The 12,213-nt window shown below is 56.1% G+C and carries 11 protein-coding genes; 9 read left to right on the top strand and 2 right to left on the bottom strand.

Annotated elements, in window-relative coordinates:
* The first annotated feature begins 409 nt into the window (after positions 1-409).
* From OUO13_RS10660 to OUO13_RS10625, 8 genes are all read left to right on the top strand, one after another.
* Complete coding sequence (locus tag OUO13_RS10660; protein ID WP_283173871.1) at positions 410-952, top strand: flavodoxin; 543 nt, start codon at positions 410-412, stop codon at positions 950-952.
* Positions 953-1,378: 426 nt separating this feature from the next.
* Positions 1,379-2,413 carry a TRAP transporter substrate-binding protein gene (locus OUO13_RS10655; RefSeq protein WP_283173870.1) on the top strand — a complete coding sequence of 345 codons (1,035 nt, stop codon included), beginning with the start codon at positions 1,379-1,381 and terminating at the stop codon, positions 2,411-2,413.
* A 123-nt stretch (positions 2,414-2,536) separates the two neighbouring features.
* The gene (locus tag OUO13_RS10650) at positions 2,537-3,055 is read left to right on the top strand and encodes a TRAP transporter small permease (RefSeq protein ID WP_283173869.1); all 519 of its coding nucleotides are present in this window, start codon (positions 2,537-2,539) and stop codon (positions 3,053-3,055) included.
* Positions 3,052-4,344 carry a TRAP transporter large permease gene (locus OUO13_RS10645; protein ID WP_283173868.1) on the top strand — a complete coding sequence of 431 codons (1,293 nt, stop codon included), beginning with the start codon at positions 3,052-3,054 and terminating at the stop codon, positions 4,342-4,344. The genes OUO13_RS10650 and OUO13_RS10645 overlap by 4 nt, the downstream gene beginning before the upstream one ends.
* 128 nt (positions 4,345-4,472) lie before the next feature.
* On the top strand, positions 4,473-5,288 hold the full coding sequence (locus tag OUO13_RS10640) for an SDR family NAD(P)-dependent oxidoreductase (RefSeq protein WP_283173867.1): 816 nt from the start codon (positions 4,473-4,475) through the stop codon (positions 5,286-5,288).
* 17 nt (positions 5,289-5,305) lie between these two features.
* Complete coding sequence (locus OUO13_RS10635; protein WP_283173866.1) at positions 5,306-7,051, top strand: FAD-dependent oxidoreductase; 1,746 nt, start codon at positions 5,306-5,308, stop codon at positions 7,049-7,051.
* The gene (locus OUO13_RS10630) at positions 7,032-7,394 is read left to right on the top strand and encodes an NIPSNAP family protein (protein ID WP_283173865.1); all 363 of its coding nucleotides are present in this window, start codon (positions 7,032-7,034) and stop codon (positions 7,392-7,394) included. The genes OUO13_RS10635 and OUO13_RS10630 overlap by 20 nt, the downstream gene beginning before the upstream one ends.
* Before the next feature lie 283 nt (positions 7,395-7,677).
* Positions 7,678-8,646, top strand: coding sequence for a hypothetical protein (locus tag OUO13_RS10625; protein ID WP_283173864.1), 969 nt, complete (start codon positions 7,678-7,680; stop codon positions 8,644-8,646).
* Between the two features lie 56 nt (positions 8,647-8,702).
* Here OUO13_RS10625 and OUO13_RS10620 read toward each other — a convergent pair whose 3' ends face one another.
* The gene (locus tag OUO13_RS10620) at positions 8,703-9,626 is read right to left on the bottom strand and encodes a helix-turn-helix domain-containing protein (RefSeq protein WP_283173863.1); all 924 of its coding nucleotides are present in this window, start codon (positions 9,624-9,626) and stop codon (positions 8,703-8,705) included.
* A 172-nt stretch (positions 9,627-9,798) separates the two neighbouring features.
* Here OUO13_RS10620 and OUO13_RS10615 point away from each other — a divergent pair, with 172 nt between their 5' ends.
* Positions 9,799-10,752 carry an IS30 family transposase gene (locus tag OUO13_RS10615; RefSeq protein WP_283173862.1) on the top strand — a complete coding sequence of 318 codons (954 nt, stop codon included), beginning with the start codon at positions 9,799-9,801 and terminating at the stop codon, positions 10,750-10,752.
* A 119-nt stretch (positions 10,753-10,871) separates the two neighbouring features.
* Here the strand turns inward: OUO13_RS10615 and clpX are convergent, their stop codons facing one another.
* A complete protein-coding gene (clpX, locus tag OUO13_RS10610) occupies positions 10,872-12,200 on the bottom strand; it encodes an ATP-dependent Clp protease ATP-binding subunit ClpX (RefSeq protein WP_283173861.1) in 1,329 nt (442 codons plus the stop codon).
* Positions 12,201-12,213 lie beyond the last annotated feature (13 nt).

Below are 12,213 nucleotides of genomic sequence, written 5' to 3'. Positions count from 1 at the left end.
TGTGGCATTTATATTAACGCGCTATTTGTTAACTTATGTAACAGGAATGCTGAATCTTGACAAAAATAACCGGTTAAACCTACGACTCTTGTGTCTATTTTGCACACATAACCAGAGAGTGGCGCACATGGCGGTCACCTTACTGTGAAAATCCGCAACAACTCATGATTTCTGTCGTATTCCGCACAGAAAGCCACCGGCACCGCGACAGCGCTTGTTGCATCACCGACAAATATTTTTAACGAATCTCAAAATAACAAATAAATCAGATACTTATAAGTGATCAATGCGGTCAGATTGTGGCATGGCACGTGCAAAAGCAGATTACACACGGGGAGTAATGACAGACTGGTCGTTTAACCGGCGTCTTTCCCGCTTTTGTTTCTGAATCCATCACAAGGAGTTAGCCATGGCCCAGGTTGGTTTATTCTTCGGCAGCAACACCGGCAAAACCCGCAAGGTCGCCAAAATGATCAAGAAGAAGTTCGACGACGAGATCATGGACGCACCGCTTAATGTGAATCGTACCGAGGCGGAAGCCTTTGCGGCATACGATTATCTGCTGATTGGCACTCCTACTCTCGGAGAAGGCGAACTTCCCGGCCTGTCTGCCGACTGTGAGGCAGAAAGCTGGGAAGAATTTCTACCCAAAATCGAAGACATGGATTTTACGGGCAAAACAGTTGCAATTTTTGGACTAGGCGACCAGGTCGGTTATCCGGACGAGTTTCTGGATGGCATGGGCGAACTGTACGATTTCTTCAGCGAACGCGGCGCTCGTTGTGTGGGCGCCTGGCCAATCGAAGGGTACGAGTTCAACGAATCCAAAGCCGTCCGTAACGGCAAATTCGTCGGCCTCGCCCTCGACCTCGACAACCAGTCCGGCCAGACCGAAGAACGCCTTGACGTCTGGCTCAAAATGATTGCCGCCGACCTCAAACTGCCCGCCTGAGTTATCCTGAAGGGCCGGGAAACCGGCCATTCATTTTTGAATGCCGGATATTCAGTGTTTGCCGGTGAGAGTGTATTCCCGAAACCGCCAAAGCCCCTCTCATAGCAATCTCCCGCCCCGCTCTGGCTTTTATCCAGTTTTCGCTGGCCTGTTCTGTTGCATCTCTTCCAGCTGTTATCGTTATCAAAACAAGCCATGCGCGAAAAATCCTGTTGAACGCGTAGTTTGTGAATTTTGCTATTGGCTGTCTGGCTCTAGATTAGCCGTACTGCCCGACGCTACTTGTTGCTGATGTTGGTGAGCAGTCTCCGTTGGTCCAGTATTCATGGGGTTTTTCGAGTGCTCGAAAAGGCTGCCCCGGTTTTCAGGGCTTCAGAATAATAATCAGAGTGTCCCGGTGGCTGGCCATCGGGCGCGGGGTCTCATATGAAAAGTACAATAAAAAAACTGTCGGTCGTGGTTGCTTCGGTGTTGTCGGTTTCGTCCTTTGGCTGGTCCTCAGCGGCGACGGCAGCGGAAGTTAATTTGCGTTTTGCCCATTTCTGGCCTGCAACTTCAGGTATTGCCAAAACCCTGGATTCCTGGGCCAAACAGGTTGAGGCCGATTCCAACGGTCGTATCCGTGTCGAAATGTACCCGGCCCAGACTCTGGCCAAAGCGGTGCAGACCTATGATTCGGTGGTGAAGGGTATTGCCGATGTCGGGGTGTCGATTCAGGGTTATACCGCCAACCGTTTTCCGATCACCCAGATTGTCGAGCTGCCGGGTATTGTCCAGACCGGTGAGCAGGGTTCCTGTGTGGTCCAGAATCTGTATCAGGAAGGTACTTTCAAGGGCGAATACGACGATGCCCATGTGCTGTTCATGTTCACCCATGGCCCTGGACATATTCACACCAAAGGCAAACTGGTCAAGGAGCCGCACGATGTTGCAGGCATGATGATCCGGCGGCCGACCGTGGTTGCCGGTGAGCTGCTGAAAGGGCTGGGCGCCGAACCCGTGGGGCTGGCGGCACCGGAAATGTACGGCGCCATGTCGCGTGGGGTGATCAATGGTGTGGCGTTGCCGTGGGAGGCGATGACGTCGTTCCGGCTGAACGAGCTGGCCGATAAACACACGGAAATCGGACTCTATTCTCTGGCCTTTGTTGCCACCATGAACTCCCGCACCTACCAGCGCCTGCCGGCCGATCTCAAGGCCGTGATTGACCGTAACTCCGGCGTCGAGTGGTCTCGCAAGCTCGGTGCTGCCTACGATGTGCTGGATATCAACGGGGTTGAGCAGGCGCGCGCCCTCGGTCACGAAATCCATACCGTTGAAGGCGGGGTGGAAAATCCGGCCTGGAAACCGGTGGTCGATGCTGCCGTCAAACATTACGCCACTGAGCTGGAGAGCAAGGGCATCAAGGTGGGTGAAATCTACCAGCATGCCCTGCAGGTGTCGGACCGTTGTGAGTCCTGATACCGGCGACCGTTCTATTTCCCTGAACTGATCCCGCGACCCCGTCAAACCTTGTGATTTATGCTGCCTTCGGGCTGGCAGGAATGGTTTTGGCGTGGTCGCCCATATCGGGAGTGAATTCAAATGAATATTGCAGAAATACCCGGATATATATCCTTACTGATGTACCGGCTGGCGGCCCTGATACTGGTTGTGATTATGCTGATTATCTGCGCTGACGTAACGTTGCGCTGGCTGTTTGGTATCAGCGATGGCGCCATTGATATGACCTTTTCCGGTGGTATCGAAATGGTCCGTTTTGGCCTGATGTTTGCCATGTTGCTGGCGTTTCCCCATGCCGTGGATAAAGGCCAGATTATTGTGGATATCTTTACGGCGGCCATGAACAGCCGTTATCGGGATATTCTCGATGGTATCTATCTGGTGCTGTTTGGTGGTCTGGCGGCCTTGCTGTGCTGGCGTTTTACCGATGCTGCTGAAATGGCGCGCCTGAATGCCGAAAAAACCCAGGATCTGCAGTGGCCACTGGAGTGGCTGTATGGTCCGGCGGCGCTGATTCTGGTGATGGTGGCGCTGCAAGCGGTGCTGGCCGGTATCCGTCTGCTGCGTCATCGTGAACACCATCAGGAGGTGCATGTATGAGTGCGCCATTGCTGGGGCTGCTGTGTATGGCGGCGATGCTGGTATTTATTGCCTTGCGCTGTCCGATTTCGTTGGCGATGGCGGCCACCGGTTTGCTGGGGTTTGGTCTGATCGTCGCGTTTGAACCGGCGGTGGCCATTCTCGAGGCGGGTCCGTTCGAGGTGCTCAGTAACTACAGTTACAGCCCGATTCCGATGTTTATCCTGATGGGGATTCTGGCCTCCAAGGCCAATATGTCCAGTGAGCTGTTCAACGCTGCCCGCACCCTGTTTGGTGGCTGGCGCGGTGGCATGGCGCTGGCAGCGGTGGTGTCCTGTGGTGTGTTTTCGGCCATCTCCGGCTCGTCGGTAGCGACCGCTGCCAGCATGTCGAAAGTGGCGCTGCCGGAAATGCGCAAGCATGGTTACGCCGACTCCCTGGCGACCGGTACGCTGGCCGCCGGTGGCACCCTCGGCATCATGATTCCGCCCAGTATTGCGCTGTTGCTGTATGCCCTGATTACCGAGCAGTCGGTCGGTGAGATGTTTATGGCCGGTCTGATTCCGGGGCTGGTCGGGCTGTTGCTGTACTGTGTCACCATCGCCTTGCTGGTGTATTTCTATCCGCATCTGGCACAACCGGGTACACCGACCAGCTGGGGCGAAAAATTGCGTGGCCTGCGCGGTGTGATGCCCTTTATGGGGGTGTTTGCCCTGATTATCGGGGGCATCTACAGCGGTATTTTTACCCCGACCGAAGCGGCGGCGGTGGGTGCCTTTATCACCTTCTGGATCGCCTTGTTCCGGGGCGTCCGTCTGCCCGGTTTTATGGAGGCACTGGAAGAAACCCTGTCGCTGTCGGCCATGATCTTTTTCATGATCATCGGGGCCGAGATCTTCGGTTATTTCCTGTCGGTGTCGCGGGTGTCGTTTTTCCTGGCCGAGTGGGTGGGCGGACTCGGGCTGCCGCCGTATGCCGTGCTGTTTATGGTGCTTGGGCTGTTTGTGATTCTGGGCTGCGTGATGGACAGTCTGGCCATGTTGCTGCTGACCATTCCGGTGGTATTGCCGGTCATCCTGGATGCCGGTTTTGATCCGGTCTGGTTCGGTATTGTGGCGGTGATTACCGTTGAGGTCGGGCTGATTACCCCTCCGGTGGGTATTAACGTATTTGTTATCAAATCCATGCTGCCGGATGTGCCGGTCGGACGGATATTCCGGGGGGTATTTCCGTTTGTGCTGTCGGATATTGTCCGGCTGGCGTTGCTGGTCATGTTTCCGGTATTGGCGCTGGGCATGTTATCGCGCTGATCCGTATTTAATCCGGATATATTCGGCCCTGACGGCCGGTATCCATAATCACTGATAAAAAATGTCGTGCATTCCAACAGGCGTGCCGGATTCGTGCGGCCGCCAAAGGCATATCAAGAGGAATAATCATGAGTGATGTACACAAGATCGAGTGGCTGGGGCTGGCGTCCGGCACCTATGCCGTGACCGGTGCCGGTAGCGGTATCGGCGCGGCAGTCGCCCGTCAGCTGTTGCAGGCAGGGGCGCGGGTGGCACTGCTGGATCTCAATACCGACGGTTGCCAGAGCCTGGTCGAGGCGGAGACTGCCCGCGAGCGCAGCCTGGTGCTGGGCTGTGATATTGGCGATGAAGCGTCAGTGGCCAGTGCTGCTGCTGCCATTGCCGGGCGTTTTGGTCAGCTCGACGGGCTGGTGAACTGCGCCGGTATTTTGCGGGCCGGGCCGCTGCTGGAGGTCAGTCTGGATGACTGGAACCGGGTGTTGCAGGTCAACCTCACCGGTTCGCTGATGTGTGCCCGTGCGCTGGTGCCTCTGATGACCCAGGCCGGGGCGGCGTCGCTGGTGTTTATCGCCTCGGTGGCGGCGCTGATGCCACAAACACGCAGCGGTGCCTACAGCGCCAGCAAGGCCGGGGTCACGCTGCTGTCGCGGCAGTTGGCCGTGGAGCTGGCAGCGCAGCGGATTCGCAGCAATGTGATCTGTCCGGGCATGATCCGTACCGCCTTGTCAGAACCCTTCTACGCCCATCCCGGTATTACCGAAGCCCGTGAACAGATGACCGCCTGCGGTCGTATCGGTCGCCCTGAGGATATCGCCAACGCCGCGCTGTTTTTACTCTCCGAACGCTCATCCTATATCAATGGCACCGAGCTGGTGGTGGATGGTGGCCTCGACAACATGCTGATGCACCTGATTCCGCGTCCCGGTTTCAGTGCCAAAGCCTGAGCAGCAAGGAGAACAATATGAGTGAACTTCCAGGCAATTGTGACCTGCTGGTGATCGGTGCCGGTGCCGGTGGTCTGGCCACCGCCATTACCGCCCGTCGACTGGGACTGAATGTCGTTGTGGTTGAGAAAGACGCGGTATTTGGTGGCACCACGGCCTTTTCAGGCGGGGTGTTGTGGATACCGGGCAATCGCCACGGTCGCAAGCAGGCACCCGACGACAGCATAGACAAGGCCCGCCAGTATCTGCGCCACGAGACCGGCGAGTTTTATGACGCCCGTCAGGTAGAGGCGTTTCTGGCCAAGGGGCCGGAGATGGTGGAGTTTTTCGAGGACCATACCCGCGTTGCCTTTGTGCCGACCCTGTATCCGGACTATCACCCGGATGCCCCTGGCGGTGTTGATATCGGTCGTTCGATTCTGGCGGCGCCTTACGATATTCGAGAGCTGGGTGAGGACATGAAGCGGATGCGGCCGCCGTTAAAGACCATCACCTTTATCGGCATGATGTTCAATTCGTCGAATGCGGATCTCAAACACTTCTTTAACGCGACCCGCTCGCTGACCTCATTCCTGTACGTGGTCAAGCGTCTGGGGGTGCATATCAAGGAGTTGCTGTTATACGGACGTGGCACCAACGTCACCAGTGGCAATGCCCTGGCGGCACGGCTGGCGAAATCAGCGCTGGATCTGGGGATTCCGATTTTTACCTCGACGCCGGTGGTGCGCCTGCTGGAGCAGAATGGCCGGGTCACCGGGGCGCGGGTCAAGGTCAACGGCAGTGAGCGGGATATTGTCGCCAGCCGTGCGGTGGTGCTGGCCTGCGGTGGTTTCTCCCACGATGTTCAGCGTCTCGCCAGTACCTATCCGCACCTGCGCGCCGGTGGCGAACACCATTCGCCGGTACCGGCCACCAATACCGGTGACGGCGCCCGCATGGTGGAACAACTGGGCGTGCGGGTTGACTGTGTGTTCAAGGAGGCGGCGGCCTGGATGCCGGTGTCACTGGTGCCAACCCAGGGCGGCCAGACGGCGGTTTTTCCGCATCTGCTGGACCGCTACAAACCCGGCATTATCGGTGTCACACCGGACGGTCAGCGCTTCTGCAATGAATCGAATTCCTACCACGATGTCGGTGTCGACATGATTCGCACCAGTCGTCGTGGCAAGGACACCTGGATGTGGCTGATCTGCGACCAGACCGCATTGCGCAAATACGGGCTTGGTTTTGTCAAACCGGCACCGATGCCGATTACTCCGTTCCTGCGTAATGGCTACCTCAAACGCGGTCAGACCCTGGCCCAGCTGGCGGCCGCCATTGGCGCCGATGCGGCGACGCTGGAACAGACGGTGCGTGAGTACAACGTCGGTGCGAGTGAAGGCCAGGATCAGCAGTTCGGGCGTGGCACCACCAGTTTCAACCGCTATCTGGCGGATCCGGAAAATCGCCCCAATCCGTGCGTGGCACCGGTGCGCAAGGGGCCGTATTACGCGGTCAAGGTGTTGATGGGGGATCTTGGCACCTTCGATGGCATTCGTACCAGTGTTTACGGTGAGGTGCTGGCCAATAACCAGGCGCCGGTGCCGGGCCTGTATGCGGTCGGCAACGACCGGCGCAGCATGATGGGCGGCAATTATCCGGGGGCTGGCATTACCCTAGGGCCGATCATGACCTTTGGTTACATCACTGGCCGTCATATCGGTGGCATTGCCGATTTACCAGAGCCGGTCGGGGAGGTGTCTCATGACCATGCCGCTGGTTGATGTCCGGATCTACACCATCAAACCGCGCAAGATGCAGGCGTTTATTGAGGTATTTGATCGCCTCGCCATGCCGGTACTGAAACAGACGCTGGGCCATCCGCTTGGCTGTTATGTCACCAGCGTTGGCGATATCAACCAGTTTGTGCACCTGTGGGGATATGCCTCGCTGGCCGATTATGAGCAGCGCAGTGCCGCCCGTGATGGTCATCCGGATTTTCCGGCCTATCTGGCAGCATCCGGTGACTATATTGTGGCCCAGCAGAATTCACTGGTGCGACCGGCGGGCGACCTCAATCGCTGGGTTGAAGGTATGGCCGACAACGGGCAATTAAGGACACTCTGAATACAGGACTGATCGACTCACCCTGCAACTATATACGTCGAATAAATAGCGATGTGGTAGCGGTAATCAACCGTCTGTCAAGGATTACTACTGCCATTATTCGGTATATCGGTTGCCAATATAGCAGGGCGATTTGATAACGCGCAGGTTCGCAATATCGGCAGCTGCTGGTATTCCGGTGACATATACCGGAAGGATCGGGGCTTGCCATTATGCAGTGTAACGACCGCTGTAATAACAAAAAAACCGGTAAACCGGCATAAAAACAAGAGGAAAAAACCATATGAAACTGTTTTCCCGTATGGCAGCTCTGTCTGCGCTTTCGGTTTTGACGATTCCGGCACTGGCACTGGATCTGGGTGAATATAACGGCACCCGTCTGGCGTTTGGTGGTTATATCAAGACCGAGGCAGTATCAACCCAGCCCGAAGTCGGCAGCGCCAGTTTTGCTGCCACCAGCCGCCAGAGCCGTTTCAATTTTACCCTGCTGTCCGAGGTGGAAGGGCACCAGGTCAAGGGCTTTATTGAGGGTGACTTTTACGGCACCAACGGCGCCTGGCGTATGCGCCACACCTACGTCAAGGTGGATAACACCACCATGGGCCAGTACTGGACCGGCCAGTTTCTGGGGGTGATCGGCTCGGACCTGCTCGACTTCTCTGGCGATGTCGGCAGTCTGGCGGCGGCATCCTTCCGTACCACCCTGGTGCATCAGGAATTTGGTGGTACCCGGATTTCGCTGCAGAACCCGGCCAACGTCAATGCCGAATATCCTGATATGGCCATTGGCCATCGTTTCAGCCTTGATGGTGGCACCCAGCTCAACCTGCTGGTCAGCTCCCGGCAGATGGAAAACGACGAAAACGGCACCGGGATTGGCGTTGCTGCCAAGGTGATGCTGGGTCAGGATGACCTCCGCTTCAACGCCCATGCCGGTCACGGTCTGGCCGTTTTCACCGGTGTCGGTGCGGATGTCGAGAATGGCGACAAGGTTGCCCAGAAAGGCTGGAACCTGTCGTATCGCCACGTCTGGGCTGCTGATTGGCGCAGTTCGGTGAAGTGGACCAGCGTGCAGGTCGATGACGCCGCCGATACCTCCTACCGTTCTATCCACGCCAACCTGATTCATACCCTGTTCAAGGGCATGGAAGCCGGTCTGGAATGGCGCAAGCGGGATCTCGACCCGACGGATACCAGCAATTCTTTCAAGGATCGTCAGCAAATCGAGCTGATGGCGAAATACAGCTTCTGATCGTCCGGCAGCGCGGTTTCCGCGCTCTCAATCCACTCTGACTGGTCCTGTCAGGGTCAGAGTGGATCTTGGCCAGCCTCCGGACGACTGTGTTCCAATTGCAGCTGCACCTGCTCGCGGAACTCCGAAGGAGTCTGGCCCGTTTTATTGCGGTAAAAGCGCGAGAAATAGGCCGGGTCATCAAAGCCCAGGGAATAGGCAATCTCCTGCACTGTCATGGTCGAAAAAGCCAGATCGCGCTGGGCGGAATGGATAATCTCGGCGTTGATGATATTCAGCGGCGACTCCCCCAGCACCTCCTGACAGACCCGCCGCAACTGGCTGGCGGTGATACCAATTTCCGACGCGTAGCGTTCGACGCTGACCAGCGTGCCGAGGGATTTGCGTACCAGCAGACGAAAACGTTCGATCTGTTCAGTCTTGCGGGAACTCTGCGCGTTTTTCTGCGGTAGTTCTTCGGTCTGTTGCAGACGCGATAATTTCACCAGCAGTGCCGACAGCAGCAGATTGGCGGATGAGGCGTTATACAGCGAGGTGGTTAATGCCTCGCGACTGATCATATCGAACAGGCTGGCACATTCGGTAAAAAAACGCTCGGTGGAACGGGCATCAATAACACCGCCACGGGAAAAAATGGAAAGGGCACCGGCGGCGGTAATTTTTAACGAAGACTCCAGTGGCGACTGCAGAGCGGTAATCACATAACCGTCGATATCCGGCGCAAAATCGAAACCATGAACCACATGGGCCGGAATAATAATAAAACAGGGCGCGCAGAACTCGATGGCCTGGCCGTTCATATGCACCGTGCCGTGTTTCTCCTCAACGTATAACACCTGAATCAGGGTTTCGTGCTGATGCAGATGGATTTTCCATTGATAATGGCGGGCCCGGCGGGCGATACGCTCGTAATGTAATGACTGCGCCCAGCGCTGCTCTGGATTCTCACCGTAAAGGGCATATTTGGGAATAGTGGACATTGGCTTTTTATTATTGGTTTCAGGTGCACTTATATTATCCGAAATTATGAAGGGCTACAGAGCGCAATAGAAGTGATGCCTAGATTCCCAGAACAAGTGACACACAGGTGTTAATGAAGAGAGCCAGTTGGCCGTAGGCTATGAGCTCTCACACAAACAGCCTGGGTGACCTATGGGCAACCACTACAACCAACTGACTCTGGATGAACGATATCAGATTCAGGCACTACATGAACTGAATTGGTCTGCACGGAAGATTGCTGCTCGACTCAATCGTTCCAACAAAACCATTTCCAGAGAGCTTAAACGTTCAGACTCAGACTACCGGGCTTGCGATGCACAACAGCGAGCAATTAAGTGCCGGGTGACCGCACACAAGTTTTCAGTAAAAAGTCGGCCGCTCTGGCAACAGATAGACTGGTTGCTGAGCCTGGATCTCTCTCCCGAGCAAATAGCCAACCGGTTTAAGCTGGAACAAGGTGAGCACGTCATCGGTCTTCAAACAATCTATCGCTGGGTTCATGCCAAGGGTCAGCAGAGCCGTCTCCCTCGATCTGGCAAGCGCTATCGTAAGCGCCCTGGAGACACTGCTGGAGCTCACCTGATCCCTAATCGGGTTGATATTGATGAACGGCCTGCCTCCGTTGATCTCAAGATCGAAATGGGCCACTGGGAAGCGGACACTGTTCATGCACCGGATGGTTATCTGGTGACGTTGGTGGAGCGTGTGAGCAAGCTGTTTCTGGTGGCGAGAGTGCCACGTAAAACCAAGCTCTCGGTCAGTCGTGCCATCATCAAACTGCTGAACCCCTATCAGAGCCTGTGCCAGACCATCACCTTTGATAATGGTGGTGAATTTGCAGGCCATGAAGGTATTGCGAGGAAGCTGGGAGCAAAGTGCTACTTTGCCAAGCCATATCATTCGTGGCAGCGAGGGTTGAATGAAAATACCAACGGATTGTTACGCCGATACTTGCCAAAAGGCAGCGAGATTAGCAAGCTGACAACCAAGGCTATCAAGGAACTGGAGTTCAGGATCAATTGTCGCCCAAGAAAGGCACTGGGTTACTGGAGTCCGTACGAGTTTTTAGCCAAAGAGCGTGTGTCACTTATGTTGGACATCTAGGATGAATGTGAAATCATAGTACCAAATAGTACCAAATAGTACCAATGGACGTGTCATTCCGGGGCAAGCCCGGATGACATCTTTGCACCAACAGCGTGAATGTAGGTCAGGGCTCCCTGTCAGGCTTCGCTGCCCAGCCGCTCCGACAACGCCGGGCTGATACTCATCGGCACATCACCCGACTCCCCCGCCAGTGCTACCAGCACCTCCTCAACCACCAGCCGTGGGCCGTCTTCCTGTTCCTGAACATGCACCCGGCAAGCGCTGAGTTCAGGCCGGCCCGGCAAGTCGAACATGGTGTTTTGCAGCAGGTTTTCCATAATCGAACGCAGGCCGCGAGCGCCGGTGCCACGTTTGACGGCTTCTTCGGCAATCAGGGTCAGGGCTTCGTCGCTGAACTCCAGCTCAACATTCTGGAACGCAAACAGCTGCCGATACTGGCGGGTCAGGGCATTACGGGGTTCGGTCAGAATCCGTTTGAGGCTGGCGACATCGAGATCCTGCAGGAAGGTGATAATCGGAAAGCGGCCAATAAATTCCGGAATCAGGCCATACGCCTGCAAGTCATCCGGTTGCAGGGCTTCCAGCAGACGCGCGCTGGACGGGTGCTGATCGTCGTTCAGGGCAGCGCTGAAACCGATACCGGTTTTTTTCGGACGCAGGCGACCACCAATAAGCTCGGTGAGGCCGGGGAACGCGCCGCCCACAATAAACAGGATATTCCAGGTGTTGATGACGGCATCGTCACCGCCCTCGCGGCGGCCGGAGCGTTGCACTTTCACTTCCGAACCTTCCACCATTTTCAGCAATGCCTGCTGCACACCTTCGCCAGAAATGTCCCGTACGCTGGCACCACCCGCGCCTTTTTTGGCGAGCTTGTCGATTTCGTCGATGTACACAATGCCCCACTGCGCCAGCTGCACGTCACCTTCGGCGGCATCCACCAGACGCTTGAGCAGGGTATCAACGTCTTCACCCACGTAACCGGCCTGGGTCAGGGTGGTGGCATCACCGACCACAAACGGCACACCGATAATCCGCGCCAGGGTTTTCACCAGCAGGGTTTTGCCAGTGCCGGATGGCCCCGCCATCAGCACGTTGGATTTCTCCAGCTCAACCGCTTCCGGGTCATTGGCCAGGCCCAGACGGGTATCTCCCTTGCCCTGATTCAACAGGCGCAGGTAGTGGTTGAATACCGCCACCGACAGGGTGCGTTTGGCGTCGTCCTGACCAATGATGTAGTCATCCAGAAAGGCCTTGATCGCTGCCGGGGTTTTTAACTCCGGCTGAACCTTGACGCTGCGTTGCCCCCAGCTGTGCACCACCTGATAGGCAAGTTTTACACACTGCTCACAGATATGGCCGTTGTTACCGGCAATCAGCGGCATTTCCGGAGTTTTCTCGACTCCGCAGAAGGAACAGCAGGGATTGGCAGAAGCGCTGCACATGATGTCTCTCTCC

Origin of the sequence: Parathalassolituus penaei (assembly GCF_026626885.1) — a bacterium.
GTDB lineage: Bacteria > Pseudomonadota > Gammaproteobacteria > Pseudomonadales > Oceanobacteraceae > Oceanobacter > Oceanobacter penaei.
The sequence above is the reverse complement of the archived record's forward strand: the minus strand, read 5'-3'. Positions and strand labels throughout refer to the sequence as shown.

Bases quoted from the DNA above. Each gene is read 5' to 3' on its own strand.
- OUO13_RS10660 (WP_283173871.1), top strand. From the start codon at position 410: ATGGCCCAGGTTGGTTTATTCTTCGGCAGCAACACCGGCAAAACCCGC.
- OUO13_RS10655 (WP_283173870.1), top strand. From the start codon at position 1,379: ATGAAAAGTACAATAAAAAAACTGTCGGTCGTGGTTGCTTCGGTGTTG.
- OUO13_RS10650 (WP_283173869.1), top strand. From the start codon at position 2,537: ATGAATATTGCAGAAATACCCGGATATATATCCTTACTGATGTACCGG.
- OUO13_RS10645 (WP_283173868.1), top strand. From the start codon at position 3,052: ATGAGTGCGCCATTGCTGGGGCTGCTGTGTATGGCGGCGATGCTGGTA.
- OUO13_RS10640 (WP_283173867.1), top strand. From the start codon at position 4,473: ATGAGTGATGTACACAAGATCGAGTGGCTGGGGCTGGCGTCCGGCACC.
- OUO13_RS10635 (WP_283173866.1), top strand. From the start codon at position 5,306: ATGAGTGAACTTCCAGGCAATTGTGACCTGCTGGTGATCGGTGCCGGT.
- OUO13_RS10630 (WP_283173865.1), top strand. From the start codon at position 7,032: ATGACCATGCCGCTGGTTGATGTCCGGATCTACACCATCAAACCGCGC.
- OUO13_RS10625 (WP_283173864.1), top strand. From the start codon at position 7,678: ATGAAACTGTTTTCCCGTATGGCAGCTCTGTCTGCGCTTTCGGTTTTG.
- OUO13_RS10620 (WP_283173863.1), bottom strand. From the start codon at position 9,626: ATGTCCACTATTCCCAAATATGCCCTTTACGGTGAGAATCCAGAGCAG.
- OUO13_RS10615 (WP_283173862.1), top strand. From the start codon at position 9,799: ATGGGCAACCACTACAACCAACTGACTCTGGATGAACGATATCAGATT.
- clpX (WP_283173861.1), bottom strand. From the start codon at position 12,200: ATGTGCAGCGCTTCTGCCAATCCCTGCTGTTCCTTCTGCGGAGTCGAG.